This is a genomic window from Cellulosimicrobium sp. GQ32 (assembly GCF_059758455.1).
In genome coordinates, this window is record NZ_JCAXEP010000010.1 from 1 (window position 1) to 26,950 (window position 26,950).

Annotated in this window: 27 protein-coding genes and 1 pseudogene; 14 read left to right on the forward strand and 14 right to left on the reverse strand. The window is 74.7% G+C overall.

Annotated elements, in window-relative coordinates; all coding sequences use genetic code 11:
- The 4 genes from AC6CH9_RS15595 to AC6CH9_RS15610 all read right to left on the reverse strand — a co-directional run.
- On the reverse strand, positions 1-366 hold a 366-nt coding region (locus AC6CH9_RS15595; protein WP_498155713.1), incomplete at its 3' end, for a 6-phosphogluconolactonase.
- Entirely contained in the window at positions 366-1,448 is a 1,083-nt protein-coding gene (locus AC6CH9_RS15600; RefSeq protein ID WP_498155714.1) for a Gfo/Idh/MocA family protein, read from the reverse strand. The genes AC6CH9_RS15600 and AC6CH9_RS15595, both read right to left, overlap by 1 nt.
- Positions 1,445-2,518, reverse strand: coding sequence for a Gfo/Idh/MocA family protein (locus AC6CH9_RS15605; RefSeq protein WP_498155715.1), 1,074 nt, complete (start codon positions 2,516-2,518; stop codon positions 1,445-1,447). The genes AC6CH9_RS15600 and AC6CH9_RS15605 overlap by 4 nt, the downstream gene beginning before the upstream one ends.
- A complete protein-coding gene (locus AC6CH9_RS15610; RefSeq protein ID WP_498155716.1) occupies positions 2,515-3,270 on the reverse strand; it encodes a FadR/GntR family transcriptional regulator in 756 nt (251 codons plus the stop codon). The genes AC6CH9_RS15605 and AC6CH9_RS15610 overlap by 4 nt, the downstream gene beginning before the upstream one ends.
- A gap of 100 nt (positions 3,271-3,370) precedes the next feature.
- Between AC6CH9_RS15610 and AC6CH9_RS15615 the strand changes: the two genes are divergently transcribed.
- From AC6CH9_RS15615 to AC6CH9_RS15655, 9 genes and pseudogenes are all read left to right on the forward strand, one after another.
- Entirely contained in the window at positions 3,371-4,972 is a 1,602-nt protein-coding gene (locus tag AC6CH9_RS15615) for an ABC transporter substrate-binding protein (RefSeq protein WP_498155717.1), read from the forward strand.
- A 150-nt stretch (positions 4,973-5,122) separates the two neighbouring features.
- Positions 5,123-6,079, forward strand: a complete 957-nt coding sequence (locus AC6CH9_RS15620) for an ABC transporter permease (RefSeq protein ID WP_064316380.1) — start codon at positions 5,123-5,125, stop codon at positions 6,077-6,079.
- Between the two features lies 1 nt (position 6,080).
- Positions 6,081-8,180, forward strand: coding sequence for a dipeptide/oligopeptide/nickel ABC transporter permease/ATP-binding protein (locus AC6CH9_RS15625; protein WP_498155718.1), 2,100 nt, complete (start codon positions 6,081-6,083; stop codon positions 8,178-8,180).
- Entirely contained in the window at positions 8,177-9,019 is an 843-nt protein-coding gene (locus AC6CH9_RS15630; RefSeq protein WP_498155719.1) for an ABC transporter ATP-binding protein, read from the forward strand. The genes AC6CH9_RS15625 and AC6CH9_RS15630 overlap by 4 nt, the downstream gene beginning before the upstream one ends.
- A gap of 62 nt (positions 9,020-9,081) precedes the next feature.
- Complete coding sequence (locus tag AC6CH9_RS15635) at positions 9,082-10,008, forward strand: dihydrodipicolinate synthase family protein (RefSeq protein WP_498155720.1); 927 nt, start codon at positions 9,082-9,084, stop codon at positions 10,006-10,008.
- Positions 10,001-11,074, forward strand: coding sequence for an ROK family protein (locus AC6CH9_RS15640; protein WP_498155721.1), 1,074 nt, complete (start codon positions 10,001-10,003; stop codon positions 11,072-11,074). Before AC6CH9_RS15635 ends, AC6CH9_RS15640 begins: the two co-directional genes overlap by 8 nt.
- A complete protein-coding gene (locus tag AC6CH9_RS15645) occupies positions 11,071-11,787 on the forward strand; it encodes an N-acetylmannosamine-6-phosphate 2-epimerase (protein WP_498155722.1) in 717 nt (238 codons plus the stop codon). The genes AC6CH9_RS15640 and AC6CH9_RS15645 overlap by 4 nt, the downstream gene beginning before the upstream one ends.
- Positions 11,788-11,954: 167 nt before the next feature.
- Positions 11,955-12,278: pseudogene (locus AC6CH9_RS15650) on the forward strand (DUF1016 N-terminal domain-containing protein); the annotation flags it as partial.
- A gap of 140 nt (positions 12,279-12,418) precedes the next feature.
- Positions 12,419-12,943 carry a PDDEXK nuclease domain-containing protein gene (locus AC6CH9_RS15655; protein ID WP_498155723.1) on the forward strand — a complete coding sequence of 175 codons (525 nt, stop codon included), beginning with the start codon at positions 12,419-12,421 and terminating at the stop codon, positions 12,941-12,943.
- A 39-nt stretch (positions 12,944-12,982) separates the two neighbouring features.
- Here the strand turns inward: AC6CH9_RS15655 and AC6CH9_RS15660 are convergent, their stop codons facing one another.
- On the reverse strand, positions 12,983-13,498 hold the full coding sequence (locus tag AC6CH9_RS15660) for a mycothiol transferase (protein WP_498155724.1): 516 nt from the start codon (positions 13,496-13,498) through the stop codon (positions 12,983-12,985).
- 223 nt (positions 13,499-13,721) lie between these two features.
- Between AC6CH9_RS15660 and AC6CH9_RS15665 the strand changes: the two genes are divergently transcribed.
- Entirely contained in the window at positions 13,722-14,438 is a 717-nt protein-coding gene (locus AC6CH9_RS15665) for a DUF2306 domain-containing protein (RefSeq protein WP_498155725.1), read from the forward strand.
- Here the strand turns inward: AC6CH9_RS15665 and AC6CH9_RS15670 are convergent.
- Both AC6CH9_RS15670 and AC6CH9_RS15675 read right to left on the reverse strand, forming a co-directional pair.
- A complete protein-coding gene (locus tag AC6CH9_RS15670) occupies positions 14,414-15,115 on the reverse strand; it encodes a response regulator transcription factor (protein WP_498155726.1) in 702 nt (233 codons plus the stop codon). The genes AC6CH9_RS15665 and AC6CH9_RS15670 overlap by 25 nt on opposite strands.
- The gene (locus AC6CH9_RS15675; protein WP_498155727.1) at positions 15,112-16,500 is read right to left on the reverse strand and encodes a sensor histidine kinase; all 1,389 of its coding nucleotides are present in this window, start codon (positions 16,498-16,500) and stop codon (positions 15,112-15,114) included. The genes AC6CH9_RS15670 and AC6CH9_RS15675 overlap by 4 nt, the downstream gene beginning before the upstream one ends.
- A gap of 251 nt (positions 16,501-16,751) precedes the next feature.
- Between AC6CH9_RS15675 and AC6CH9_RS15680 the strand changes: the two genes are divergently transcribed.
- Both AC6CH9_RS15680 and AC6CH9_RS15685 read left to right on the forward strand, forming a co-directional pair.
- Positions 16,752-18,617 carry a cation:proton antiporter gene (locus tag AC6CH9_RS15680; RefSeq protein WP_498155728.1) on the forward strand — a complete coding sequence of 622 codons (1,866 nt, stop codon included), beginning with the start codon at positions 16,752-16,754 and terminating at the stop codon, positions 18,615-18,617.
- Positions 18,618-18,664: 47 nt separating this feature from the next.
- A complete protein-coding gene (locus AC6CH9_RS15685) occupies positions 18,665-19,480 on the forward strand; it encodes a MerR family transcriptional regulator (protein ID WP_498155729.1) in 816 nt (271 codons plus the stop codon).
- A 2-nt stretch (positions 19,481-19,482) separates the two neighbouring features.
- Here AC6CH9_RS15685 and AC6CH9_RS15690 read toward each other — a convergent pair whose 3' ends face one another.
- The 5 genes from AC6CH9_RS15690 to AC6CH9_RS15710 form a co-directional block, all read right to left on the reverse strand.
- Complete coding sequence (locus tag AC6CH9_RS15690) at positions 19,483-19,653, reverse strand: hypothetical protein (RefSeq protein ID WP_156186415.1); 171 nt, start codon at positions 19,651-19,653, stop codon at positions 19,483-19,485.
- A gap of 90 nt (positions 19,654-19,743) precedes the next feature.
- Complete coding sequence (locus AC6CH9_RS15695; protein ID WP_498155730.1) at positions 19,744-20,862, reverse strand: glycosyltransferase family 2 protein; 1,119 nt, start codon at positions 20,860-20,862, stop codon at positions 19,744-19,746.
- A gap of 175 nt (positions 20,863-21,037) precedes the next feature.
- Complete coding sequence (locus AC6CH9_RS15700; protein ID WP_498155731.1) at positions 21,038-21,763, reverse strand: anti-sigma factor family protein; 726 nt, start codon at positions 21,761-21,763, stop codon at positions 21,038-21,040.
- Positions 21,760-22,266: a sigma-70 family RNA polymerase sigma factor gene (locus tag AC6CH9_RS15705; protein ID WP_498155732.1), complete on the reverse strand. Its 507-nt coding sequence runs from the start codon at positions 22,264-22,266 to the stop codon at positions 21,760-21,762. Before AC6CH9_RS15705 ends, AC6CH9_RS15700 begins: the two co-directional genes overlap by 4 nt.
- Before the next feature lie 20 nt (positions 22,267-22,286).
- Positions 22,287-22,955 (reverse strand): YceI family protein, encoded by a 669-nt coding sequence (locus tag AC6CH9_RS15710; RefSeq protein ID WP_498155733.1) that lies wholly within the window; start codon positions 22,953-22,955, stop codon positions 22,287-22,289.
- Positions 22,956-23,205: 250 nt separating this feature from the next.
- Here AC6CH9_RS15710 and AC6CH9_RS15715 point away from each other — a divergent pair, with 250 nt between their 5' ends.
- The gene (locus AC6CH9_RS15715) at positions 23,206-23,772 is read left to right on the forward strand and encodes a COG4315 family predicted lipoprotein (protein WP_498155734.1); all 567 of its coding nucleotides are present in this window, start codon (positions 23,206-23,208) and stop codon (positions 23,770-23,772) included.
- Between the two features lie 75 nt (positions 23,773-23,847).
- Here the strand turns inward: AC6CH9_RS15715 and AC6CH9_RS15720 are convergent, their stop codons facing one another.
- Positions 23,848-24,288: a VOC family protein gene (locus AC6CH9_RS15720; RefSeq protein ID WP_498155735.1), complete on the reverse strand. Its 441-nt coding sequence runs from the start codon at positions 24,286-24,288 to the stop codon at positions 23,848-23,850.
- The gene (locus AC6CH9_RS15725) at positions 24,264-25,052 is read right to left on the reverse strand and encodes a deoxyribonuclease IV (RefSeq protein WP_498155736.1); all 789 of its coding nucleotides are present in this window, start codon (positions 25,050-25,052) and stop codon (positions 24,264-24,266) included. The genes AC6CH9_RS15720 and AC6CH9_RS15725 overlap by 25 nt, the downstream gene beginning before the upstream one ends.
- 162 nt (positions 25,053-25,214) lie before the next feature.
- On the opposite strand from AC6CH9_RS15725, the gene AC6CH9_RS15730 reads away from it, so the two are divergent.
- A complete protein-coding gene (locus tag AC6CH9_RS15730) occupies positions 25,215-26,804 on the forward strand; it encodes a GH39 family glycosyl hydrolase (protein ID WP_498155737.1) in 1,590 nt (529 codons plus the stop codon).
- The last annotated feature ends 146 nt before the right edge of the window (positions 26,805-26,950 follow it).

The following is a 26,950-nucleotide window of genomic DNA, read 5'->3' on the forward strand; positions in this document are numbered from 1 at the left end:
GGCCGCCGCGATCGACTCCTCGTAGGCCGCGCACGCCGCGACCAGGTCGCCCGCGTTGCCGTCCGGGCCCTGGACCGCGCCCGGGGCGAAGTCCACCCGCGAGGCGATCTCGGTCTCGATCACGTTCCGGTACCGCTCGGGATGCTCCGCGGGCAGGCCCACGTACTCGTCGAGCATGAACGCCTTCACCCGCGCGAACGACAACCCGTCCTCACGGTGGCGCCGCACCAGCTCGTCGTACACCTTCAACGGCGACGACCCCGTCGCCAGCCCCAGCACCGCCTCCGGCCGCGACCGCACCACCTCCTCGATCGCGTCCGCAGCCAGCACCGCCAACCGCTCCGCAGGAGCGATCACGACCTCCATCAGACCCTCGCCTCCTCGGGCACCGCTCGGTGCTCCACCGCGACCACGTCGCCCGTCTCGACCGAGCGGTACGCCGCGTCGACCACGGCGAGCGACGCGCGCGCCTCCTCGATGCCGTAGTCCGGCCGCTCCCCGGCGAGCACCGCCCCGACGACGTGCCGCAGGTACGCCGCGGCGGCGACCTGCCCGGCGTCGGCGGCGATGGTCGTGCGCCCGTCCGCGCCGAACCGCGCGACGGCCGGTGCGTCGTCGTCCGCGACGGCGTGGCCGTGCGACCCGAGCAGCCGCACCGACGACGTGGTGGGCGTCCCGCCGGGCGCGAACGGGACGCGCCCGAGGGTGATCGTCGCGGTCACGCCGCGCTCCAGCTCGAGCGTGACGACCGCCGTGTCCTCGACCCCGGCCTCGCGGTGCGGCTCCAGGAAGAGCGACCCCGCGAACGCGTGCACCTCGACGGTGCGGAGCCCGGTGAGGTGGTGCGCCGCGTCGGCGCAGTAGCCGAGGAAGTTCAGCAGCTCGCCGCCGCCCGAGAGCGCGCGGTCCACGACGAGCGCGGGCCGCTCCACCGATGTCGCGAAGTGCGCGCCGGACGCGAAGAACTCGAGGTCCAGGTGGCGCGGCAGGCCCACGTGCCCGGCGTCGACCCAGGCGCGCAGGCGGCGCAGCGCGGGCGCGTGCGTGCGGTTCACGACGGCGCACGTCCGGCCCGTGCGGGCGGCGACCGCGGCGAGGTGGTCGGCGTCGGCGAGGGTGGTCGCGACGGGCTTGTCGACGAGCACGTCGAGGCCCGCCTCCAGCAGCGCCGTGGCGAGTCGCGCGTGCCGGGTCGGCTCGGCGCACACGACGACGAGGTCGACCGTGCTGCCCAAGGCCCCCGCGAGCGCCGCCACGTCGGCGACCTCGGCGTACGGCACCCCGGTGCGCTCGGCGACGGCACGCGAGTCGTCGCGCACCCAGGCGGGCGCCGACGCCTCCTCGACGACACCGACGAGCTCGACGCGCTCGTCCGCCCCGAGGATCCGCAGGTAGTCGGCCGCGTGGCGCACGGCGGACGCGAACGCGACGCGCAGGGTCGTGCTCATGCGGCCGCCTCCGCCGGGGCGTACCCGGGGACGTCGGCGACCTGCTCACGCCGCCCGGAGACGAGCGAGCGCTGCGCGGCGAGCGCGGTCGCGAGCGCGGCCCGCACCTGCGGCGTCGTGACGACGGGCGTCGCGTCGCCGCGCACCACGTCGAGCCAGTGCGCGAGCTGGATCCCCAGCGCCCCCTCGACGGAGACCGGCGGGGCGGTCGTCGCGTCGGAGTGCAGGCCGTCCTCCTCGGTGGTCGAGTGCGCGAGCGTGCCCTCCGTGCCCACGAGCACGACGCGCCGCACGAGCTCCCCGCGGCGCCGCAGCGCGTAGCAGAGCTCGAGCGTCGCGAGCGCGCCCGACGCCGTGCGGAGCTGCACGTGGAACGAGTCGGGCGACTCCATGTCGGGCGAGAACGTGCGGAACCCGCGGGCGAAGACCTCGACGGGCTCGTCGTCCAGCAGCCACGTCGCGACGTCCATGACGTGGGTCCCGTTGTGCACGGGGTGGCCGCCCGAGAGCTCGGGGTCGAGCTGCCAGCCGCGCCACCCGCCCGGCCACGCGTGGCCCGTGTACCAGGAGACGTGCGCGAGCCGGGGGGTGCCGATCTCGCCGCGGTGGGCGGCCGCGGCGAGCGCCGCCACGGCGGGCTGGAACCGCACGGTCTGCCCGACGACGAGCGTCGTGCCCCGGCCCTCCGTCGCCGCGACCATCGCGTCGAGCCGGTCGAGCGAGAGCGCGGCCGGCTTCTCGACCTGCACGTGCTTTCCTGCCTCGCCGGCCGCGATCGTGTCGCGCGCGTGGGCGGGCGTCGCGGTGACGACGTCGACTGCGTGGACCGCGTGGTCCGCGAGCGCCTCGTCGAGCGACGTGGTCGCGCGGGCGCCGGGCGCGAGCGCGGCGAGCGCCCGGGCCCGGGCGAGGTCGTGCCCGACGACCCACCGCACGTCCGCGCCGGGCAGGGCTGCCAGCGCGACGAGGTGCTCGCGCGCGAACGCGCCGATGCCGACGACGGCGATCCCGACGGGCGCCCCGGCGGGGCCTGTGGCGCTGGGCGGGTCGGAGGGAAGGGCGGGGTTCACGCGGTGGTCACCCCGAGGGCGCGGTCGATCGGCTCGTAGTGCGAGACGACGGCGGCGCGGAACGCCTCGACGTCGCCGGCCTCCGCGGCGTCGAGCATCTCGCCGTGCGCGCGGGCGGTCTGGTCGAGGTCGGCCGCGACGGAGATGCCGAGCTTGGGGACGACGGCGGTGTGCACGTCCCAGAACGCGGCGACGAGCTGGCCGACGAGGGAGTTGTCGAGGCGAGCGAGCAGTCCGGTGTGGAATGCGCGGTCCTGCTTGGGGAAGCTCAGCCCCTCGGCCGCCGCGGCCACCATCTCGTCCACGAGGCCGTGCAGCTCGGGGTTCGAGGTCCCGGCCAGGCTCGCGACGATGACGTCCGCCATGGCGAGGTCGAGCGCCTGACGGATCTCGACGACGTCGCGCAGCGCGCGCAGGTCGTCGCCGGGGGAGAGCACGCCGCGGAACACGAGCGCCTCGACGAGCGCGTCCAGCGACATGTTGCCCACGAACGTGCCGTGCCCGTGGCGCACCTCGACGATGTCGAGGGTCGACAGGGTGCGGATCGCCTCGCGCACGCTCGACCGGGAGACGCCGAGGTGCTCGCACAGCTCGGCCTCGGTGGGCAGCGGGTCGCCCGGGCGCAGGCCCTCGCCGAGGATGAAGTCCTTGATCCGGTCGGCGGTGGTGGTGCGCCGGGGAGCGGTCGCGCCGGGTCCGCCGTCGCGAGGCGCGTCGAGCGTGCTGAAGGTCCTGCGCCGTGGTGTCGCCATCTTGACCCCTTCGATTTCTGGTCCTAGTGTCATGCTACACAACGTCAGACATCAGACATCTTCTCTCCAGAACGATGTCGGTCTCATGTCAGGAGAACCAATGAAGCTTCACGTCAGCTCACCTCCCCGCAGGGGAGTCGCTGCGGTCGCCGCGGGCGTCGTGCTCGCGCTCGGCCTCGCGGCGTGCTCCGGCGGGGGTGCTGCGCAGGACGACCCGACCGAGGGCAGCGCCGCCCAGGGCGAGATCGACCCGGACGCCGTGATCGAGGCGGGCATCTCGTACTCCCTCTCCGGTGGCTTCGACCCGATGATCACCACCGGTGCCGTGACAGTAGCGGCCAACTGGCACGTGTTCGAGGGACTCACCGAGCTCGACCCCGCGACGCGCGAGGTCTACCCCGCGCTCGGCACCGAGCTCCCCGCCCAGGTCGACGACACGCACTACGAGGTGGACCTCCGCGAGGGCGCGGTCTTCCACGACGGCACCCCCGTCACCGTGGACGACGTCGTCTACAGCTTCGACCGCGTGCTCGACCCGGCGAACGAGTCGCTCTACGCCGGCTTCATCGACTTCCTCGAGTCCGTCACCCCCGTCGACGACGACACGGTGTCGATCAACCTCAAGTACCCGTTCAGCCTCGTGCCCGAGCGCCTCTCCGTCGTCAAGGTCGTGCCGAAGGCCCTCGTCGAGTCCGACTACGAGGCGTTCAACGCGCTGCCCGTCGGCACCGGGCCGTTCAAGATGACCCAGGCCACGCCGGACGACAAGATCACGTTCGAGCGCTTCGACGACTACACGGGCACGCGCCCCGCGCTGGCCGCGGGCCTCGTGTGGAACCTGCTCTCCGACCCGGCCGCGCGCGTCACCGCGATGAGCTCCGGCACGGTGAGCGCGATCGAGGACGTCCCCTACATCGACGTCCCGACCCTCGAGGGCACCGTGGACGTCGAGTCCGTCCAGTCGTTCGGCACGCTGTTCATGATGTTCAACACGGACCTGCCCCCGTTCGACGACGTCCGCGTGCGCCAGGCGTTCTTCTACGCGCTCGACATGGACAAGATCATCGACAACGGCCTGCTCGGCAACGGCGCGGCGGCCACGAGCTTCCTCCCGCAGAGCCACCCGAACTACCACGAGGCGTCCACGGTCTACTCCTACGACCCGGAGAAGGCCAAGGACCTGCTCGCCGAGGCCGGCGTGAGCGACCTGTCGATCACGCTCATGACGACCGACACCGGCTGGGTCGCGGACATCGCGCCGCTCATCAAGGAGAACCTCGACGCGATCGGCGTCGACACGACGCTCGACATCGGCCAGTCCGGCGGCCAGTACACCAAGGTCGACAACGGCGACCTGCAGGTCATGGTGGCGCCCGGCGACCCGTCGGTCTTCGGCAACGACCCCGACCTGCTCATGCGCTGGTGGTACGGCGACAACGTGTGGTCGCAGTCGCGCTACCGCTGGAACGACGACCCCAAGTTCGCCGAGCTCCAGACGATCCTCGACGCCGCCGTGCGCACGTCCGGCGACGAGCAGCAGGAGCTGTGGGACCAGGCGTTCGACCTGATCTCCGACGAGGTGCCGCTCTACCCGCTGCTGCACCGCCAGCTCCCGACCGCGTGGGACGGCTCGACGCTCTCCGGGTTCTCGCCCCTGCCGATCACCGGCCTGTCGTTCCTCGACGCCGGCCTCGTCAAGTAGCCGCGGGCTCGTAGCCCTCGGCGCCGACCGGCTCCGGGCCGTCTCGCCGGTCCCCTCGCCCGCCCCCTCGGGCGAGGGGCCCGGCACCCGCCCGGCACCCAGAACGGACTGACCCATGCACCGCATCCCCGACGCACCGGGAGGCCGACCGTGAGCGCACTGCTGCGGCTCGTCGGACGCCGCCTCCTGCAGCTGCCGATCATGATCCTCGGCATCACGTTCCTCGTGTTCCTCGTGATGTCGTTCTCGCAGGTCGACCCGGCGATCCAGGCCCTCGGCGAGGGCGCGTCCGTCGAGGCGCGCGAGGCGTACCGCGAGGCCAACGGCCTGAACGACCCGCTCCTCGTCCGTTACGTCGCGTTCCTCGGCGGCCTGCTGCACGGCGACCTCGGCACGTTCAGCGCGCGCCAGGTGCCCGTCGCCGACGAGGTCGCACGCGCCCTGCCCATCACGCTCCAGCTCACGCTCATGGGCCTCGTCATCGCCGTCGTGCTCGCGCTCGTCATGGGCATCCTCGCGGCGCTCTACCGCGACCGCTGGCCGGACAAGGCGATCCGCGTGGTGTCCGTCGCGTCGCTCGCGACGCCCTCGTTCTGGCTCGCCGTGCTGCTCATCCAGGTCGTCACCCTCGGGGCCGGCTGGCTCCCCGCGAGCGGGCCGCTGCCGGACCCGTCCGAGGACCTCGGCGGCTACCTCGCCCGCATGGCGCTGCCCGCGATCGCGCTCGCGATCCCCGTCGTCGGCCAGCTCACGCGCGTCGTGCGCACCTCCGTCGTCGAGGAGCTCGACAAGGACTACGTCCGCACCGCGATCGGCGCCGGCATCCCCCGCCACGTCGTCGTCGGGCGCAACGTGCTGCGCAACGCGCTCATCACGCCCATCACGGTGCTCGGCCTGCGCGTCGGCTACCTCATCGGCGGCGCCGTCGTCATCGAGATCATCTTCGCGCTGCCCGGCATGGGCACGCTCATCCTCAACGGCGTCACCAACAACGAGCCCAACCTCGTGCAGGGCGTGACCCTCACCGTGGCGCTCGCCTTCGTGCTCATCAACATCGTGGTCGACATGCTCTACGTGCTCGTCAACCCGCGGATCAGGACGGTGTGACGTGCGCCGACAGCTCACCGAACGACTCTCGACCCCCGGGCTGCGCCTGCGCGCGCTGCCCCTCGGGTCCAAGATCTCCCTCGCGTTCGTGCTCCTCGTGGCGCTCGCGGCGGTGTTCGCGCCGCTCGTCGCGAGCCACGACCCGCTCGCCACCGGCACGCCGGTCCAGCCGCCGAGCGCGGAGAGCTGGTTCGGCACCGACCGCCAGGGGCGCGACATCTTCTCCCGCGTCGTCTACGGCGCGCGGTACTCGCTCGTGATCGGCCTCGGGGCGACGGCGATCGCGCTCGCTGCGGCGGCCGTGCTCGGCTCGGTCGCGGCGACCGCGCGCAAGAGCGTCTCCGAGACGCTCATGCGCGTCCTCGACATCATCATGTCCTTCCCGGGCATCGCGCTGGCCGCCGTGTTCGTGTCCGTCTTCGGCCGCTCGCTGCCCGTGCTCGTGCTGACGATCGCGTTCCTCTACACGCCGCAGCTCACGCGCGTCGTGCGGGCCAACATCCTCGACCAGTACGGCGAGGACTACGTGGCCGCGACCCGCGTCATGGGCGCACGCACGGCCTGGATCCTCGCCAAGCACGTCGCCCGCAACTGCGCGGCGCCCGTGCTGGTGTTCACCACCGTGCTCGTGGCCGACGCGATCGTCTTCGAGGCGTCGTTGTCCTTCATCCAGGCGGGCGTGCCCGACCCGGAGCCCTCCTGGGGCAACATCATCGCCGCGGGTCGCGACCTCGTCATGGGCGGCTACTGGTGGGCGACGTTCTTCCCCGGCCTCGCGATCATGCTCACGGTCCTGTGCCTGAACATCCTCTCCGAGGGCATGACCGACGCGATGGTCGCGGCCCCTCGGGCGACCCGCGCGACGCCGGCGAAGGCCGTCGCGACGGACTCCGACGACGCGGCCGTCGCCGCCGAGCTCACGGCGATGGACGCCGACGAGCCGGTCGAGACGGCGGACGAGGCGCGCCTCGCCGAGTCCGAGCCGGTCGTGCCCGACGTCGAGCCGGACGTCCCGCACGTCGGGCGCGCCGTGCCCCTCGCCTCGCGCCTCGCCACGCTGCGTGCCGCCGAGTCGGCCCGCACGGACCGGCCCGTGTACGACGGCGACGCCGAGCCCCTGCTCGAGGTGCGCAACCTGTCCATCCGCTTCCCGCGCCACGGCGACGTCGCGGTCGTCGACGACGTCTCGTTCTCGGTCCGACCGGGCGAGACGATGGCCCTCGTCGGCGAGTCCGGCTGCGGCAAGTCGATCACGTCGCTCGCCGTCATGGGCCTGCTGGACCCCTCCGCGCAGATCAGCGGCGAGATCCGCTACGGCGGCAAGGACCTGCTCGCGATGGGCAACCGCGAGCGCGGGTCGCTCCGCGGCACCGAGATCGCGATGATCTACCAGGACGCCCTGAGCTCGCTCAACCCGTCGATGCTCATCCGGTCGCAGATGAAGCAGCTCACGCGCCGCGGCGGGACCCGTACGGCCGAGGAGCTCCTCGAGCTCGTGGGCCTCGACCCGCAGCGCACGCTCAAGAGCTACCCGCACGAGCTCTCCGGCGGGCAGCGCCAGCGCGTGCTCATCGCCATGGCGCTCACGCGCGACCCGAAGCTGGTCATCGCCGACGAGCCGACGACGGCGCTCGACGTCACCGTCCAGGCCCAGGTGGTCGCGCTGCTCGACGAGCTGCGCGTCAAGCTCGGCTTCGCGATGGTGTTCGTCAGCCACGACCTCGCGCTCGTCGCGCAGATCGCGCACCGCATCACGGTCATGTACGCGGGCCAGGTCGTCGAGCAGGCGCCGACGAGCGAGCTGCTCACCGACCCCCGTCACGAGTACACGCAGGGCCTGCTCGGCGCGGTGCTCTCGATCGAGCAGCGCTCCACGCGCCTGCACCAGATCCCCGGCACGGTCCCGTCGCCGCGCGACTTCCCGACGGGCGACCGGTTCGCGCCGCGCTCGTCGCGCCCCGACCGCGGCCTCGACGTGCGGCCCGTGCTGCGCGCCGTGGACGCCGACGGGCAGCACCTCGTCGCGATGCCGCCGGACGAGCCGGTCGGCGCCGTCGCGGGCGGTGGCCCCGCCCCGATCACCACCGGAGGGACGCGATGAGCGCCACCGACCAGACCCCGCCCGCCGCGGAGCGCGTGTCCGCGACCGACCACGACACCCCCGTCGTCGAGCTGCGCGGCGTGCACGTCGTCTTCAAGGCCCGCACGGGCACGCTCTTCAAGGCCCATCGGGTGCACGCCGTGAACGACGTGAGCGTCGCGGTCCGCCGCGGCAGCACGCTCGGGATCGTCGGCGAGTCCGGCTCGGGCAAGTCGACCATGGCGAAGGTGCTCGTGGGGCTCCAGGCCCCGACGTCCGGCGAGATCCGCTTCCGCGGGCAACCGGTCGACACGTACACGACGCGCGTGCGGCGCGACGTCGGGCGGGTCGTGTCCGTCGTCTTCCAGGACCCCGCCACCGCGCTCAACGCGCGCATGCGCGTGCGGGACGCCCTGCGCGACCCGCTCGACGTGCACCGCGTCGGCGACGCCGTGTCGCGCGAGGCGCGCGTCCGCGAGCTCGTGCACCTCGTCGGGCTGCCCGAGTCGGCGCTCGACGCGCTGCCCGGCCAGCTCTCCGGCGGGCAGCGGCAGCGCGTCGCCATCGCGCGCGCCCTCGCGCTGTCGCCCGACGTGATCGTCGCCGACGAGCCCACGTCCGCGCTCGACGTGTCCGTGCGGGCCCAGATCCTCAACCTGCTCGCCGACCTCAAGGCCGAGCTCGACCTGGGCATGGTCTTCATCTCGCACGACATCCAGACGGTGCGCCACGTCTCCGACGAGATCGTCGTCATGCAGGGCGGCCGCATCGTCGAGTCGGGCCCCGCCGCGCGCGTGCTCGACGACCCGCAGGACGGCTACACCCGCACGTTGCTCGCCGCGGCGCCCGCGCTGCTGTGAGCCGGGGCCGATCGCGGCCCCGCCCCGACCGAACCACCGCTGAACCAGAACCGGAGCTCCTCGTGACCACCCCCTCCTTCCACGGGATCGTCCCTCCCGTCCTCACCCCCCTCACGACCGACGGGGAGGTCGACGTCGCGTCGCTCGAGCGCCTCGTGGACCACCTCGTCACCGAGGGCGTGCACGGCGTGTTCGTGCTGGGGTCGACCGGCGAGGTCGCGTACCTCACCGACGCGCAGCGCGACCTCGTGGTGCGCACGGTCGTGCGCGCGGCCGCCGGCCGGGTGCCCGTCATGGGCGGGGCGATCGACCTCACGACGCCGCGCGTCGTCGAGCAGGCGAAGGCTCTCGTGGCCGCCGGCGCGGACGCGGTCGTCGCGACCGCCCCCGTCTACGCGCTCAACGACCTCGACGAGATCGAGCGCCACCTGCGTGCCGTCGCCGCCGCCGTGGACGTCCCGCTCTTCGCCTACGACATCCCGGTCCGCGTGCGCACCAAGCTCCCGGCCGACCTGCTCGTGCGCCTCGGCACCGAGGGCGTGCTCGCGGGCGTCAAGGACTCGTCGGGCGACGACGTCGCGTTCCGCCGCCTCGTCGCCGCGAACGCGGCGGCCGGCTCGCCCCTCGCCCTGTTCACGGGGCACGAGGTCGTGGTCGACGGCATGCTCCTGCTCGGCGCCGACGGCGTGGTCCCGGGCCTCGCGAACGTCGACGCCGGCGGCTACGTGCGCTTGTGGGACCTCGCGCAGGCGGGCAAGTGGGACGATGCCCGGGTGGAGCAGGACCGTATCGCCGCACTCTTCGAGATCGTCTTCCAGGCGCGCGGCCGCTCGGGCGACGCCGCGGGCGTCGGCGCGTTCAAGGTCGCCGCGCAGCGCCAGGGCCTCATCGACACGGCCACCATGGCGTTCCCGGTCGAGGCGCTCGACGGCGAGGTCGCCGACCGCGTCGAGGAGATCACGCGCGCCGCGGGGCTCCTGCGTGGCTGACGCCTCCCCGGACGCCGCGGCGCCGACGGTCGTCGTCGGCGTCGACCTCGGCGGCACCAAGACGGCCGCGGCGACCGTCGCGGCCGACGGGACCCTCGGTCCCGTGCGAGCCGTGCCGACCCCGGCCGCGGGCGGCCCCGACGCGGTGCTCGACGCCGTGGCCGGGGTCGTGCGCGAGGTCGTCGCCGCGCTGCCGGGCGCGGCGCGCCTGCGCGGGCTCGGGGTCGGCACGGCCGGGGTGGTGGACGTCGGTCGCGGCGTGATCGTCTCCGCGACGGACACCCTGCCCGGCTGGCCCGGGACCGACGTCGCGAGCGGGCTGCGCCGTCGGCTCGCCGACCTCGCCGTGCTCGCGCCCGAGGGACCGCCCGGGGACGGGACCGCGCTGCCCGTGTTCGTCGAGAACGACGTCGACGCGCACGCCGCCGGAGAGGTCTGGCTCGGCGCGGCCACCGGGGCGCGCAGCGCGCTGCTCGTCGCCGTCGGGACGGGCGTGGGCGCCGCCGTCGTGCTCGACGGGCGTCCCCTGCACGGGGCGCACCACGTCGCCGGGGAGCTCGGCCACATGCCGGTCCCCGGGGCGGAGCTGCTGCGCTGCCCGTGCGGCCGGACGGGCCATCTCGAGGCGATCGGTGCGGGACCGGCGATCCACCGCCGCTACCTCGCGCTCGGCGGCGACGCGGCGAGCCCGGACACGCGCGACGTCGTCGCGCGCGCGGCGGCCGGCGACGAGCTCGCGACGTCGGTCGTGCGGGACGCGGCGGAGGCCGTGGGCCGTGCGGTCGCCGGGGTCGTGACCGTGCTCGACCCGGAGGTCGTCGTGGTCGGCGGCGGGCTGGCGGGCGCGGGCGACCTGTGGTGGTCGGCGCTCGAGGACGCGCTGCGCGCGGAGGTCGTCGACGTGCTCGCCGACCTGCCGCTGCGCCGGGCGACGCTCGGCAACGAGGCGGCGATCGTCGGGGCGGCGCGCGGGGCGTGGAGCCGCGTCGGCCGGCCCGGTGACGAACCCGGGACGAGACCCTGCGGGCTGGGCGAGGAGACCCACCGAGAGAGGACGACGGCATGACCGGACCGCAGGAGACGCGGCCGACCTGGACGCGCGAGCGCGTGCTCGACGCGATGCGCGGTCGGCTCACCGTGTCGTGCCAGGCCTACCCGGGCGAGCCGCTGCGCGACCCGCGCACGACCGCCCAGATGGCGCGCGCCGTCGTCGCCGGGGGAGCGGCCGCGGTGCGCGCGCAGGGTCTGGACGACGTCGCGGCGGTCGTCGCCGCGGTGGACGTCCCGGTCGTCGGGCTGTGGAAGGACGGCGACGGCGGGGTCTTCATCACGCCGACGCTGCGGCACGCGCGCGCCGTCGCCGACGCGGGCGCGCACGTCGTCGCGCTCGACGGCACGCGCCGGCCCCGACCCGACGGGCTCACCCTGGCCGCGACCGTGGCGCGCCTGCGCGAGACGACGGACGCGCTCGTCATGGCGGACTGCGGGTCGCTCGGCGACGCGCTCGCCGCTCAGGACGCAGGCGTGGACCTGCTCGGCACGACGCTCGCCGGGTATACCGGCGAGCGGCCGAAGACCTCCGGGCCGGACCTGGAGCTCGTCGACGAGGTGGTCGCGGCGTGCTCGCTGCCCGTCGTCGTCGAGGGGCGCGTGCACACGCCCGCGCAGGCGGCCGAGGCGATGGCGCGGGGTGCGTTCAGCGTGTGCGTCGGCACGGCCATCACCCACCCCACGACCCTCACGTCCTGGTTCGTGGACGCGTTCCCGACGCACGGCTGAGTCGTCCGCACGACCCCTTGACAGCGCAAAGTCGCGATGCCCTACGTTCGGCGCAGCGCGCCGGGACGCGGCGCGCACGACAGTCAGGGGGACGTGCCGTGCCGTCATCGAACGAGGACCTCGAGCCGGCGGGATACGCCGAGCTGCTGACCGACCTCAAGGCGCGCGTGCACGCGACGCAGTTCCGCGCCGCGCGCGCGGCGAACACCGAGGTCCTGCGGCTGTACTGGTCGATCGGCCACGACATCCTCGAGCGCCAGCGCACGGCGGGCTGGGGTGCGAAGGTAGTGACCCGACTCGCCGCTGACCTGCAGCGGGAGTTCCCGGAGCAGCGCGGCTGGTCGCCCTCGAACTTGAAGAACATGCGCAGGGTCGCCGAGGTCTGGCCGACGCTCGAGGAGTTCGGCCAACGTCCCGTTGGCCGATTGCCCTGGGGGCACGTGATCACCCTCCTCGAGCGGCTCACCACCCGTGACGAGCGTGACTGGTATGCCGCGGAGGCTGCCGAGAACGGCTGGACCCGACCCGTGCTCGAGTATCAGATCAAGTCCAGCGGCGCGATGCTCTCGGGGCTGCGCCGACGAACTTCACCGCGGCGCTCGACGCCCCAGACTCGGAGCTGGCACAGGCGATGGTCAAGGACCCCTACGTCTTCGAGCACCTCGGACTCGTCGCGAAGCGCGCCGAGCGCGACGTCGAGCAGGCGCTCATGGACCGACTCCAGGACACGATGCTCGAGCTCGGGCGCGGGATGGCGTTCGTCGGGCGGCAGGTGCGTCTGACCGTCCCCGACGACGAGAGCGACGCCGTCGACGAGTTCTTCGTCGACCTGCTGTTCTTCCACGTCGAGCAGCTGCGCTACGTCGTCGTCGAGCTGAAGGTCGGGAAGTTCGAACCGGCCCACCTCGGCCAGCTCGGTACGTACGTCGCGATCGTCGACGACCAGTACCGCCGGCACGAGATCCACGCCCCGACGGTCGGGATCCTGTTGTGCACGGGCCGGAGCGGCGCCGTCGTCCGCTACTCGCTGGCGAGCACGAGCGCGCCCGTCGCGGTGGCGGACCTCCAAGGGCTGCCCGACGAGGCGCGCGGCGCGCTGCCGAGCGTGGCGGAGCTCCAGGCGGTGGTCGCGGACGAGCTCGAGCAGCGCTCGTGAACGAGACCGGCGCGGGCGTGCGCCGACCAGGACGCGTCGTCAGGCGCGACCCGTGCGCTCGAGGACGCCCCGCACGAAGGCGGCCTGGCCCGCGTGCTGGAGGCTGTCCACCGCGACGCTCACGAGCCGGACGCCGAGCGTGACCGGCGGGTCCCACGCCTCGTCGACGACGCGGTCGAGGTCCTCGTCGGTCAGCGCGGCGAGCACGTCCTGGGACTCGACCTGGACGGCGTGCACGTAGCCGAGCAGGAGGTCGTCGCTCGCACGCACCCGACCGACGTCCGCGGCGGACTGCCCGTAGCCCGTGGCCCCGTCGTCGAACGGCAGGTCGAACCGGCGTGCCCAGCCGTCGCGCGTCCACACCTGCTCCCGCCCGACGGCGGCGGCGACCTGCGCGTCCTGGCCCCGGGCGAGGTGCCACGCGAGCCAGGCGATCGTGTTGGCGCGCGGGTCCAGGCGCGCGGTCAGCGCGTCCTCCCCGAGACCGTCGACGGCGCGCGTCGCCGTCGGTCCGATCCGGCCGAACAGGTCCTCCAGCATCGTGCGGGCGTCCACGTCTCTCCCTCTCGTCGTCGGCCACCGTCTCCAGCAGCCTCCGACGACCTGCGCGCGGTCGCGACCCGAACGGCACTCCCGTCCGAGGGGGCCGCCGGGCCGCCCGCGCCCCGAACCCGTTCCCCCGCGCCCGTGCGCGCGACCGCCGCTCAGGGACCGGTCAGGGCCACGACCAGGGCGTTCCCGGATCCGTCGGGGCGAGCCGACGTGGTTCGGTGCCGTCATGACCGCCACCCGGCTCGTCCGCCCCGCGCACGTCGCCCGTCGCGCCCGCGGCGCGCGCACCGCCGTCGCGACGCTGACGCTCACGTCCCTCGCGATCGCGGCGTTCGCCGTCCTGCCCTACCTCACGGCGTCCCTCCCCGCGCTGGCCCGCGACGACGTCGGGCTCGCCGCCGCGTACGCCGGGGCGCCCGGGTTCGTGCTCGGCGCGTTCTACGCCCACGTCGTCGCGGGCGGGGTCGCGCTCGTGGTCGCCTCGTTCCAGCTCTGGGCCGGGCTGCGTCGCCGGTACCCGGGCGTGCACCGCTGGACAGGACGCGTCTACGTCGCGGCCGTCGCGGTCGGCGGTGTGGCCGGGCTCGTCCTCGTGCCCGTGAACCAGGCCGGGCTCGTCGGGACGCTCGGCTTCGGCGCGCTCGCCGTCCTGTGGCTGTGGACGACGTGGCGCGGCTACCGCGCCGTCCGCGGCGGCGACGTCGCCGCGCACCAGGACTGGATGACGCGCAGCTTCGCGCTCACCTATGCCGGCGTGACGCTGCGGCTGTGGACGACGGCGCTCGTCGTCGCCCAGGCGCTCGCCCTCGGCGACGCGGTCGACCCCGAGGTCGCGTTCGACCGTGCGTACGCGCTCGCGCCGTTCCTCTCCTGGGTGCCCAACCTCGTCGTCGCCGAGCTGATCGTCAGGCGGCGCCGTCAGCGCACGAGGCCCGACTCGTAGGCCGCGACGACGAGCTGGACGCGGTCGCGGCAGCCGGTCTTGCGCAGCGACTCCGACACGTGTGACTTCACGGTCGTCTCGGAGATGAACAGCTCGGCCCCGATCTCGGCGTTGGACAGCCCGCGCGCGACCGCGAGCACGACCTCCCGCTCGCGCGCCGTGAGGTTGTCCACGCCGGGGAACGGGCGGCTCGCGGAGCGCGCGGCGAAGTCGCCCACGAGGCGGCGCGTCACGTTCGGGCCGAGCAGCATCGAGCCGTCGGCGACGAGCCGCACGCCCTCGACGAGCCGCGGCGCCGGCACGTCCTTGAGCAGGAACCCGCTCGCCCCGGCCCGCAACGCGTCGTAGACGTACTCGTCGAGGTCGAACGTCGTGAGCACGAGGACCCGCGTGCCGGGGTGGCGGGCCACGAGCTCGCGCGTCGCCGCGATGCCGTCGAGCCGGGGCATGCGGACGTCCACGACGGCGACGTCGGGCCCGACCGCCGCGACGACGTCGAGCAGCTCGCGCCCGTCGCCCGCCGACCCGACGACCTCCAGCCCGTCCGCGGCGTCGAGGATCGCCGCGAACCCGTGCCGGACGACGGGCTGGTCGTCCGCGACGACGACGCGCACCGGCACGCGGGGCGGACCGACCGTCGGCGACGCGGCCTGCGCCGGTGCCGCATCCCGGCTCACGCGCTCGCCACCGGCTCGGACGCCGCGGGGCTCGCGACCCCGACGAGGAGGATGCGGGCCTCGACCACGAACGTCGCGCCGTCGTCGCCCACCCCGGTGGAGAGCGTCCCGCCCAGGGCCTCGACCCGCTCGCGCATCCCGGCGAGGCCGCGCCCGGCAGCGCCCGCACCGCTCTGCCCCGCGCCGTCGACCGGGTTCGTCACGCGCAGCACCGCCGTGCGGTGCCGGTCCGGTCCGACGACCCGCGCCTCGACCACGACGGGACGGCCGGGCGCGTGGCGCCGCGCGTTGGTCAGCGCCTCCTGCGCCGCGCGGTAGAGCGCGTAGCCCGGCGCCGCCGGCACGGCGTCGAACCCTCCCGTGAGCGTCACGTCCTGACCCGCCGCCCGGGCCGCGTCGACCAGCCCGGCGACGTCCCCCGCCCCCGGCTGGGGCGTCAGGTCGGGCGCGGCGTCCTCGCTGCGCTGGAGCACCGCGAGCACCTGGCGCAGCTCGCCCAGCGCCTCGCGCGCGTCCGTCGCGATGTCGGCGAGCACGGCACGCGCCGTGTCGTCGAGGTCCGGGTGCACGTACGGCGCCGACTCCGCGCGCACGGCGACGAGCGAGACGTGGTGCGCGACGACGTCGTGCAGGTCGTGCGCGACCCGCGCCCGCTCCGCGGTGACCGCCTGCGCCTCGGCGGCGCGCCGCGTCGCGACGGCCGCACGACGCGCATCGGCCCGCCACCGCGCCAAAGTCCCGAGGAGCGTCGCGACGGCGATCGTCGCGACGACCCAGAAGCAGTACAGCGCCCAGACGATCAGGTGGTCGCCCGGCGCGGAGGAGATCTCGCTCGTCGTGCCGGACGCCGTGATCTCGGTCCACCGCGGGTCGTTGCTCGACACCGCCCAGACGGGCCCGATCGGCAGCAGGGCGACGATCGGCAGCCACGCGTACAGTCCCGCGAGCACGATCGCGGCGAGGCCGGGGACGACGGCGCGGCGCCAGCCGTCGACGGCGGCCACCACCGCGACGCACAGCACCCCGAGCCACCAGCCCCACAGGAACGCGCCCGTGACCACGACGCTGACGGACGGAAGCACCGTGAGGGCCGTGCCGAGGACGGGTGAGCGCCGGGCGAGGAGCACTCCGGCGACGACGCACAGGTCGAGCAGCGGCAGCACGAGGCCGGCGCCGAGCAGGAGGTCGTCCGTGAGGACGGGAGACTCCCACAGCCCAGCACCGCCGGACCTGCCCCACGTCGGGGTCGCGAGGAGGAACAGCCCCACGACGAGCGCGAGGAAGCCCGGCAGGGCCCAGGGCTGGAGCCGGACCCACCGGTCCGACGGGGCGGGCGTGGCGGGCCGGACCGGAGCGTCCTGCGGGCGAGCGGCGACGGCGTTCATGCCGCCGATCCTCGCGCGCCCGACCCGCCACCGGCCACCGTCCTGAGGAGGAGCCGCCGTCGACCGTGCGCAGGCGCCGAACCCGGGGTCCCTCCCCACGATCGGCCCGCCGTGAGGAGCGATCCCGGGTTCGGCACGGTGGGGTGACACGCGATCCGGGTCGGCGCGCGGCCCGTCGGCGACCCGGGCCGTTAGCGTTGTCCCGTCCCCGCGCGCCGTGCCGCGCGCTGCCGCGGCCGCCGGAGGTGCCGATGGAGTTCCCGTTCAGCCTCACCGAGGAGCAGATCCTCTCGCTCATCGTCGTCGGCACGCTCGCGGTCGTCGCGATCGTCGGCGTGAACGTCCTCGCGCCCAAGGCGGGGGTGGCGGCACCGCTGGTGCTCGTCGCGGTGGGCGTCGCGGTGAGCTTCGTCCCCGCGGTGCCGGAGATCGAGTTCGAGCCCGAGTGGATCCTCGCAGGCATCCTGCCGCCGCTCCTCTACTCGGCCGCGGTGGGCCTGCCGACGATGGACTTCCGGCGCGACTTCACCGCGATCAGCGGGCTCTCGGTCGTGCTCGTCCTGCTCAGCACGGTGCTGCTCGGGTACCTCTTCACGTGGCTGATCCCCGGCATCCCGCTCGCGGCGGGCTTCGCGCTCGGCGCGATCGTCAGCCCGACCGACGCCGTCGCGACGTCGATCGTCAAACGGCTCGGGGCGTCGCCGCGCGTCGTGACGCTGCTGGAAGGCGAGAGCCTGCTCAACGACGCCTCCGCGCTCGTGCTCCTGCGCTCGGCGATCGCCGCCATCGCGCTCACGGTGGCCACCGACGGAGCAGCCCCCGCGTTCTCGCTCTGGGCGGTCGCGGGCGACTTCGTCTTCGCCGTCGTCGTCGCGGTGCTCGTCGGGTCCCTCGTCGGGTTCCTCGGCCTCACCGTCCGGCGCCGGCTCGCCAACCCGGCGCTGAGCACCGCCGTCTCGTTCGTCGTCCCCTTCATCGCGTACCTCCCCACGGAGGAGCTCGGCGCGTCGGGCCTCGTCGCCGTCGTGACCGCCGGGCTCGTCACCGGCAACGGCGCCGCCAAGTACCTGCGGCCGCAGCACCGCCTCGCCGAGGAGTCGAACTGGCGCACGGTCGAGCTGCTCCTCGAGGGCACGGTCTTCCTCCTCATGGGCCTGGAGCTGTTCGCCCTCGTCACCGACGTGCAGGAGGCGCACGGGAGCCTGTGGCGGGCCGTCGGCATCGCGGCGCTCGCGGCGGTCGTCATCCTCGTCGTGCGGTCGGCGTACGTCGCGACGCTCCTGCGGTCCCTGGCACGTCGGGCGCGCCGCGGCGAGTCGATGCGCGGGGTGATCGAGGGCATGCAGGAGAAGCTCGACGCGCGCTTCGCGGCCGACGGGACGCCCGTCGCGCCCGTCGTAGGAGAGAAGCCGGCGCCCGGGACCCCGGAGCGCCGTGGTGCCGCGATGGTCGCCAAGGCGCCGCCGGAGCGAGTAGGCCGACTGCGGTCGTCGCTGCGCCGACGCGCGGCCGACATCGACTACCTCACGGCGGAGCCGCTGGGATGGCGCGAGGGCACGCTCCTCGTCTGGGCCGGCATGCGCGGCGTCGTGACGCTGGCCGCGGCGCAGACCCTGCCCACCGACACCCCGCAGCGGTCGTTCCTCGTGCTCGTCGCGTTCGGCGTGGCCGCGGGCACGCTCGTGGTCCAGGGCGGCACGCTGCCGTGGGTCGTGCGCCGGCTGGGGCTGGCCGGCGGGTCGTCCCGGGCCGACGAGGACCGCGGCGCGGTCCGCGTCGAGCTCGACGCCGCCGCCGTGGCCGTCATCGACGCGCCCGACCTGCGGCGGCCCGACGGGAGCACGTACGACGGCGACGTCGTCGCCCGCGTGCGCCGCGACGTCGTGCGCGAGCTCGAGAACCGCGACACCGACGCCGCGACGTCGGCCGACCTGTTCGCGCAGTACAAGGAGCTCCGGCTCCGGGCGATCGCCGCGCAGCGCGTCGCGCTGCTCGACGCGCGGACGTCCGGCGCGTACAGCTCGCAGGCGCTGCGGCACGCGCTCGACCTGCTGGACGCCGAGCAGATCGACCTCGAGCTCCGCCGGGGGCCCTACGTGCCCGGCGACGACGACTGAGCCGACCCCTTGCGGCTGCCCCAGGGGAACGCCCTAGCGTCGCGGGCATGGACGAGTACACGACGGGTCAGGTGGCGCGCGCGACGGGGCTGAGCGAGAAGGCCGTCCGGATGTACGTGGACCGCGGGCTCCTCGACGCGCGCCGCGCCTCCGCGGACGGCCCGCGGCTGCTCGACGGCGGTCAGGTGGAGCGTGCCCGCCTGGTCCGGCTCCTGCGGGGCGTCGGGCTGTCGCTCGCCGAGGTGGGCGACGTGCTCGCCGCCCCCGACCCGGTCCCCGCGTTCGACGCCGTGTGGAGCGACCGCCGCTCGGCGCTCGCGGCGTCGCTGACGGCGGCGGAGTACGTCCGGACCGCGCTCGTCGGCGCGCCACGGCTGGACGTCGTGGTGCACCGACGGCACGTGCCGGAGCGGCTCGTGCTCGGGACGGAGCGTCGCGCGACGCTCGCCGAGCTGCCGTCCGTGCTGCCCGAGGCGACCGGAGCGGTCTTCGCCGTGCTGCGCGCCGCCGACGTGCCCCTCGCCGGCCACCCCTACGTCGAGCTCCACGAGCGCGCGACCGAGGGGTTCGCCGCCCGCCTCACGCTCCGGGTGCCCGTCCCCGCGCCCGTGCGGCCGCCGTCGGGCTTCGCCCTCACGACGGACGACGCGCACGAGCAGGCGTACGTCGGGCTGACGGCCGCGGAGGCCCGCGACCAGGAACGTCTGGTCCTCGTGCACGACTACCTGGCGTCCGGGCGGGCGCTCGCGGGCGGTGTGCCCGCAGGGGACGACCGGGAGGTCTACCTGCCGACCTGGGAGGCAGGCGGTCCCGGCCCGGTGATGGAGGTCGCCGTGCCGGTCGCGCCCGCGCCCGGTCCCTGAGGTCAGGCCTGCTCAGCGCGGCGGGCGGCGGCCCGACGGCGCAGGACGCGCGCCGTCGTGACGAGCGCGAGCCCGGCGACGAGGAGCGTCCAGGCCGCGACGACGTGGAACGCGGTCGCGACGCCGGTGACGGCGAGGACGGGGGCGGTCTGGGCGAGGGTCGAGTTGTACATGGCTGCTGTCCTTCCGGGACGGGTGAGGGCATGCCGAGGACGTCCCGGTCGCGTGCGCGACGGGGCGGGTCGGCGAGGGGAGGGGTGAGGTCAGGCGGTGGCGGCGACGTGGTTCCACGTCGTCTGGCGCCGCGTGACGAACAGCGCAGCGGCGTGCAGGAACGCACGCTGCAGGGCGAGGTCGTAGAGGAGCTCCGGCAGCACGAGCACGGCCAGCAGCCGTGCGCGCCGCCCGGCACCCCAGACGGTGACGAGGCGCTCCGCGACGAAGACGAGCCCGACGGCCGCCCACAGCGGGGACAGGGTGAAGGTCCCCGTCACGAGGGTGACGGCCGTGAGGAGCAGGTAGGCCGCCATCATGAGCGTGCCGACGGCGAGCATCACCTGCTGGCCGACGTAGCGCCACGTGGTGCGCGTGAGCCCGTACTCGGCGAGGTTGTCGAGCATCCCCTTGTACCAGCGGACGCGCTGGCGGTGCAGGTCCCCGGCGGTCGGCATGAGCTCGGTCGTGCAGCTCATGGTGACGGGCGAGCGCAGCTCGTGACCGAGCGTGCGCAGCGCGAGCGTGAGCTCGGAGTCCTCGGTGATCGCGTGCCGGTCGTACACGTCGCCGCGCTCGCCGGGCAGGACCGAGCCGCGGGCGTCGGCCACCTCCTGGAGCGCGGTGCGGCGCACGAGCGCGGCGGTCCCGGTGAGCACGGCCGTGCGGCCGGTGAGGTCCACCTGCACGCCGTAGCGCGTGTACTCGTTGGCCTGGCAGAGCTGCAGGTAGCCCCGCGGTGGCCGCCCGCGGAACACGCCGCCGACGGCGGCGACCCCGGGCTCCGAGGCGAGCACGGCGAGCCCTTCCTCGACGAACGTGGGGGCGATCGTCGTGTCCGCGTCGAGGACCATGACGACGTCCTCGGTCGCGGTCGCGATCGCCTGGTTGAGCGCGCCCGCCTTGCGGGCCGTGTTGCCCACGGTCTCCATGACGTCCGCGCCGGTGGCCCGGGCGACCGCGACGGTCGCGTCCGTGCTGTTGTCCGAGACGACGAGCACCCGGTCGGGGCGGCGCGTCTGGGCCGTGAGCGAGGCGACCGTGGCGCGGAGCGCCTGCTCCTCGTCGTGGGCGGGGATGACGACGACGACGCGCACGGCGGGCCCGTCCGCGGGACGGGCCGCCGCCTCGGCGCGGTGGCGGGGGGTGTGCGGGGCAGTGGTGTTCACCGGAGGCTCCAGGTCGACGAGTGCTGTCGACAAGGAGCCTCCGGCGGTCACCTCAGCGTTTCCGCGAGGGCGGCGCGGCGGTCGGCGAGGTCTGGCTCAGCGTTCCGGAAATCTGATTGAGGGTTCAACCAGAGGATTTCCTGAGGTTCGCGCCGCCCTCGCGGCGCGGACGCGGTCAGACGTCGGCGGCCGCGAGCGCGCCGTCCACCCCCACGACCCCGAGCTCGAGGCGCGCGATCCCGTCCACCGGCACCGCCGACGACGCACCCAGGCCCGACGAGCTCCCCGCCTCCGTCGACGACCACGTCGCCACGACCGAGCGCGTCCCGTCGTCGTCCACGAGCACGAGCTCGTACGTCGCGCCGTCCTCCCACACCCCGGCCGGGTACGAGCACGACCAGTCGAGGCGCGTGCCCCACGACGCCGGGGTGAGCGTGAGCTCGGCGCGCACCTCCGCGCCGCCGACCGGCTCGAGCGCGACCTGGGTCGTGGCGGACGTCGCGGGGGGCGGGACGTCGTCCGACCGCGTCACCGCCACCCCGCCCGCCGCGCCCGCGACGACCAGGCCCACCGCCGCCACGGACAGCAGCGACCGCCGTCGGGTGCGGCGCCGCCGGGCGCTCGCAGCCACCACCGCGAGCGGTACGACGGCGCCCCCCGCCTCCCCGGACGGGTCGGCGGTCGAGTCCGGGCGCGCGTCGTCCACGAGCGCGTCCGCGTGCTCGACCGTGAGCATCCCGAGGATGCCCGGCATGCCTGCGAGCTCCGCGACGGCCTCGCGGCATGCCGCGCACGTCGCGAGGTGCTGCTCGAACTCGCGGCGGTCGCGCGGGCTCAGCGCCCCCAGGACGTACGCCGCGTCCCACTCGCGGTACGGGTCCGGGGGAGGGGTGGCGGTCATGACGAGACTCCCTTCTCCTGCAGCGCGAGCCTCAGCGCGCGGAGCGCGTAGTGCATGCGGGACTTGACGGTCCCGGGCGGGACGCCGTGCGCCGACGCCATCTCGGCCACGGAACGCCCGTGGTAGTACGCGTCGACGACGACGGCCCGGTGCTCGGGCGAGAGCGACACGAGCGCGTCCGCGACGAGCCACGCGTCGAGGACGGCCTGGGTCGCGTCGGCCTCGCCGTGGTCGGGCACGTCGGCGCTCGCGAGCTCGCGCCGGTGGTGCGCGCTGCGCAGCTCGTCGACGACGAGGTTCCGCGCCACCGTGAAGAGCCACGCGCGCACCGAGCCCTCCGGGCGCTCGAGCACCTCGGGGTGCCGCCACGCGCGCAGCAACGTCTCCTGCACCACGTCCTGCGCCTGCGCCGGGTCGTCGGTGAGGCGCGCGACGTAGCGCTCCAACGCGGGACCGTGCACGGCGTGGACCGCCCGCAGCAGGTCGTCGGCGTCGGATCGCACGCGCGGCACCTCCCCGTCCGTCACGACCCGGACGCCGGCACGAGGTCGAGGCCGAACTCGACGCTGCCCGCGTCGTCGACCGTGACGAACCCGAGGCTCGGCGCCTCGACGTCGAAGTCGGAGAACGTGATCGGCACGCTGCCGACCACCTGGACGCCGTCGGTGGTCGGGCCGACCTGCGCCTCGACCGTGACGGCCTGCGTCACGCCGTGGATCGTCAGGTCGCCGGCGAGCTCGACGTCGGCCGAGCCGGTCGGCAGGTCCACGGGACTCGTCAGCTCGAACGTCGCGGTCGGGTACGTCCCGACCTCGAGCGCGTCGCCCCGGAAGTACGCGTCGCGCGGCGGCTCGTCGGTCGCGACGCTCGCCATGTCGACCTCGATCGTCGCCTCCGTGAGCGCGCCGTCGGCGACGGTGAACGATCCCGTGACCTCGTCGGTCCGCCCGGTGACCGTGACGTCCTCGCCCTGGAGCACCTCGTGGACGCGGTACCCGGCGTAGGAACCGTCGGCCACGGTCCAGTCGCCCGCGAGGCTCGCCGGGTCCAGCGCCCCAGCGTCGCCCGACGACGCGTCGAGCGCCGGCTCCTCGGCCGCGGCGCGGTTGTTCCAGTCCGCGTACAGGCCGGGGCCGAACGCGACCACCGCACCGCCCAGCACCACGACGCCGACCCCGACCCCCACCAGCATCTTCGTCCTCCTGCGCACGTCTGCCCCTTCCGATCATCCTCTGCGACTCCGTCACCTGGGAGACGAGGCAGCGGCCCGATCGGTTCACCCGGGTCCGTCGACGGGCGGCCGGGGATCGTCCCGGCGGGCGGACGGGGCCGTCGGACGGGCGTGCGGCGTGCGGGCGGGCCGGTGAACCTCGCGGCGCGCCGCGCCGTCGTGAGAGTAGGGGCCGTGCTCGCGACCCCGACCGTCCTTCCGAGGAGTCGACATGCGACGCACCCTGACCACCGCCGTCCCGGCCGCCACCACCTGGGCCGTCACCGCCCTGCTCGCCGCCACCCTCGCCGGGTGCTCCGGCGGGGGAGGCGGCCTGTACGGGGGCGGTGGCTCCAGCCCGTCGCGAGAGACGTCCGACGGCTCGACCTCCGACGGTTCGGCGGGCGGCGGTTCGGCGGGGGTCGCGCTCGGCACGGCGGACTCCTCGCTCGGGACCGTCGTGGTCGACGGCCAGGGCATGACCGTCTACTACTACGACAAGGACACGAAGGGCGCGGGCTCGAGCGCGTGCGAGGGCGAGTGCGCCGCCGCGTGGCCCGCCGTCCACGCGGCGAGCGCGGACCCCGAGGTCGACGGCGTGACGGGCGAGGTCGGCACGATCACCGGGGTCGACGGCGAGCTCCAGGTGACCGTCGACGGCCGCCCGGTCTACACGTACGCGGCCGACACCGGCCCCGGCGACGTCACGGGCCAGGGCGTGAACGGCGTCTGGCACGTCGTCGCGCCGGACGGCACCGAGATCATGGACGCCGCCCCCGCGGCCGGGACGGACTACTGACCGGTGCGCCGGCCGACCTCGCGCGGGCTCGTCCCGCGCGGTCGGCCGCGTGCGTGCCCACCCCACGCGGGTGGGTCACGGGTGGTCGAGCGGCGGTGAGCTGAGGCAGAACGGGTGACCCTCGGGGTCGGCGTAGACGCGAAAGAGGTCGTCGGGGTGGCCCTCCTCCTCCGGCGTGCCCGTGAGCGGGCGCGCCCCGCACGCGAGGGCGTGCTCGTGCGCCGCGGCGAGGTCGGGCACGTCGAGATCGACGTGCACCCGCGCACCGCCGGGCCAGGGCGGGACGTCGGCGTCGGACCGTTGGAAGGCGAGGCGCGACGCTCCGCCCGGGATCTGGAGGGAGAGCCAGTCGTCGCCGGCCGGGTCCGTGCTCTCGTGGCCGGGCGTGTACTCCCAGCCGGTCAGGCGACGGTAGAACTCGGCGAGCGCGCGCGGGTCGCGCGCGTCCACAGTCGCGTTGCGGAGCCGCATCGGCCGCGGGTCCGCCACGGTCAGCCGACCTGCTCGCGCAGCCACGCGACGTCGGCGGGGACGTCCGCGTGCGTCTCGCAGACGACCGACGTCCCGGCCGCCCGGACGACGCCGAGCAGGGCCTCGGGGTCGATCGTGCCCGCCGTGAGGCCGGCGTGGCGGTCGGCGCCCGACCCGGCGGTGTCGCGGCTGTTGTTGAGGTGCACCAGGTCGACGCGGCCGGTGATCGCGCGCACGTCGTCGACCGCCGTCGTGAGGTCGATGCCGCCCGCCCACGCGTGGCACGTGTCGAGGCAGAACCCGACGTTCTCGGCGCCGTCAGCCTGCTGCACGGCTGCCCACAGGCCCTCGATCCGGTCGAGGCGGCGGGCCATCGAGAAGTCGCCCCCGGCGGTGTTCTCGATGTACACGGTGACGTCCGTCTGGAGCGCGTCGATCGCCTTGCGCCAGTTGTCGAACCCCTTCTCCGGGTCCTCCTTCGCGGTGACGTGCCCGCCGTGGACCACGACGCCCGTCGCCCCGACCGCCGCCGCGCCGTCGACGATCTGCTGGAGCAGCTTGCGGCTCGGGATGCGGATGCGGTTGTTGGGGCTCGCGACGTTGATGACGTACGGCGCGTGCACGACGAGCTCGAGGTCTGCCTCCGCGGCCGCCGCCTTCAGCGCCTCCGCCCCGCCGGGAAAGGTGAACTCCGGTCCCTTCCAGGACTGGGGGTCGCCGAGGAAGATCTGGGCGACGTCCGCGCCGATGCTCGCTGCCTGCGCGACGACGTCCGACTGGTCGAGGTGGGCTCCGATCCGCATGGGCACCAACCTACGCGGACCCGCCCACGGGCGCGGAGCGGGCCACGTCACGGGCAGACCTGCTTCGCTCCACAGAAAATCCATCAGTTTGATTTATACTCGTCCCACGGCGCGATCGCGTCGAGCGCCGTGCGTCGGCACGTCGCGCGCACCCGACGAGGAGGACGAGTGGCCGAGCCGATCACCCTGCACGCGAGCGCGACGGAGGCGGGGCGACCCCTGACCCACTTCTGGAGCACGGTCGTCGGCGCCGGGCGCGCGAACGAGGGGCTGCGCGCCGACTGGCAGCGCCACCTCGCGGAGGTGCGCGCGGAGTGCGGGTTCGAGTACGTGCGGTTCCACGGCCTCCTGCACGACGACATGTTCGTCTACACCGAGCGCGAGGACGGCACGCCCGTCCTCAACTTCCAGTACGTCGACGCGCTCTTCGACGCGCTGCTCGACGCCGGGGTGCGGCCGTTCGTCGAGCTCGGCTTCAGCCCCCGCGCGCTCGCCCGCGAGACCGAGACGGTGTTCTGGTGGGGCGCGCACGGCGCGCCGCCCGTCGACCTCGACCGGTGGTCGTTCCTCGTGCGCTCGCTCGTCGAGCACTGGGTCGCGCGCTACGGCCTCGCCGAGGTCCGCGGGTGGTACTTCGAGGTGTGGAACGAGGCCAACCTGCGCGGCTTCTTCCGCGGCACGCGCAGCGAGTACCTCGCGCTCTACGCGGCGTCGGCCCGCGCCGTGAAGGGGGTCGACGAGCGCCTGCGCGTCGGCGGCCCCGCGACGTCGAACTTCGTGCCCGACGCGCGCTTCGACGGCGAGACCGAGGACTTCCAGGTGCACGAGGCCACGCTCGGCGCCGACCTCGACTCCCTCGACTGGAAGCCGGTCTGGCTCGAGGCGTTCCTCGACTTCTGTGAACGTGAACACCTGCCGGTCGACTTCGTCTCGACCCACCCGTACCCCACGGACTGGGCGCTCGACGAGCACGGCCAGGGCGCGCGCCTGACCCGCGAGGTCGACGCGACCCCGAAGGACCTCGCCCTCCTGCGCCGCCTGGTCGACGCCAGCGCGTTCCCCGACGCCGAGATCCACCTCACCGAGTGGAACTCGTCGTCGTCCCCGCGCGACTTCACGCACGACTCGGTCCCCGCCGCCGTGTACGTCGTCCGGTCCGTGCTCCGCTCGGTCGGCACCGTCGACTCGCTCGCGTACTGGACGTTCACCGACGTCTTCGAGGAGGGTGGCGCGGGCGACGAGATGTTCCACGGCGGGTTCGGCCTGATCACGCTCCAGGGCGTGCCCAAGCCGACGTTCCACGCCTACCGCATGCTGCACGCGCTCGGCGACACCCTCCTCGCGACGGCCGACGACGGCGTCGTGACGCGCCACGACGCGACCGGCCGCGTCACGGCCCTCGTGCACCACTACCCGGCCGAGGTCACGCGCTCGGTCCCCGCCTCGTTCGACGACCGCACCGTCGCCGACGAGACGGAGGCGGCCGGCTCGCCCCGCGACGTCGCGCTCGTCGTCGAGGGCCTGGCGCCCGGCGCCGTCGTCGAGCTCGAGACGCTCGACCCCGAGCACGCGAACCCGGTCGCCGCGTGGCGCGCGATGGGCGCGCCCTCGTCCCCGACCCGGGAGCAGACCGCGCTCCTCGACGCCGCGGCCCGCGCGACGCGGCGCGAGTCCGTCGTCGTCCCGGCCGACGGCGTGCTGCGGGTCGAGCGCACGCTCGCGCCCTGGTCGCTCCTCCTCGCCCGACAGGTCGCGTGAGGGGCCCGATCGTGCGCGCCGGTGGGAAGATGTGGCGGGGCGGGCGCCCGGCCCGGTCGTCGTCGACCGGGCGCGAGCAAGGAGGCAGGGCGTGACGATCGACCAGGCGGAGCCGCAGGCGGGCGCGCAGTCCGCGGTGCGCCGCG

Excerpts from the sequence above, each read along its gene's own strand:
- AC6CH9_RS15600 (WP_498155714.1), bottom strand. The coding sequence starts at position 1,448 with ATGAGCACGACCCTGCGCGTCGCGTTCGCGTCCGCCGTGCGCCACGCG.
- AC6CH9_RS15610 (WP_498155716.1), bottom strand. The coding sequence starts at position 3,270 with ATGGCGACACCACGGCGCAGGACCTTCAGCACGCTCGACGCGCCTCGC.
- AC6CH9_RS15615 (WP_498155717.1), top strand. The coding sequence starts at position 3,371 with ATGAAGCTTCACGTCAGCTCACCTCCCCGCAGGGGAGTCGCTGCGGTC.
- AC6CH9_RS15630 (WP_498155719.1), top strand. The coding sequence starts at position 8,177 with ATGAGCGCCACCGACCAGACCCCGCCCGCCGCGGAGCGCGTGTCCGCG.
- AC6CH9_RS15645 (WP_498155722.1), top strand. The coding sequence starts at position 11,071 with ATGACCGGACCGCAGGAGACGCGGCCGACCTGGACGCGCGAGCGCGTG.
- AC6CH9_RS15655 (WP_498155723.1), top strand. The coding sequence starts at position 12,419 with ATGGTCAAGGACCCCTACGTCTTCGAGCACCTCGGACTCGTCGCGAAG.
- AC6CH9_RS15665 (WP_498155725.1), top strand. The coding sequence starts at position 13,722 with ATGACCGCCACCCGGCTCGTCCGCCCCGCGCACGTCGCCCGTCGCGCC.
- AC6CH9_RS15675 (WP_498155727.1), bottom strand. The coding sequence starts at position 16,500 with ATGAACGCCGTCGCCGCTCGCCCGCAGGACGCTCCGGTCCGGCCCGCC.
- AC6CH9_RS15680 (WP_498155728.1), top strand. The coding sequence starts at position 16,752 with ATGGAGTTCCCGTTCAGCCTCACCGAGGAGCAGATCCTCTCGCTCATC.
- AC6CH9_RS15685 (WP_498155729.1), top strand. The coding sequence starts at position 18,665 with ATGGACGAGTACACGACGGGTCAGGTGGCGCGCGCGACGGGGCTGAGC.
- AC6CH9_RS15690 (WP_156186415.1), bottom strand. The coding sequence starts at position 19,653 with ATGTACAACTCGACCCTCGCCCAGACCGCCCCCGTCCTCGCCGTCACC.
- AC6CH9_RS15700 (WP_498155731.1), bottom strand. The coding sequence starts at position 21,763 with ATGACCGCCACCCCTCCCCCGGACCCGTACCGCGAGTGGGACGCGGCG.
- AC6CH9_RS15710 (WP_498155733.1), bottom strand. The coding sequence starts at position 22,955 with ATGCTGGTGGGGGTCGGGGTCGGCGTCGTGGTGCTGGGCGGTGCGGTG.
- AC6CH9_RS15715 (WP_498155734.1), top strand. The coding sequence starts at position 23,206 with ATGCGACGCACCCTGACCACCGCCGTCCCGGCCGCCACCACCTGGGCC.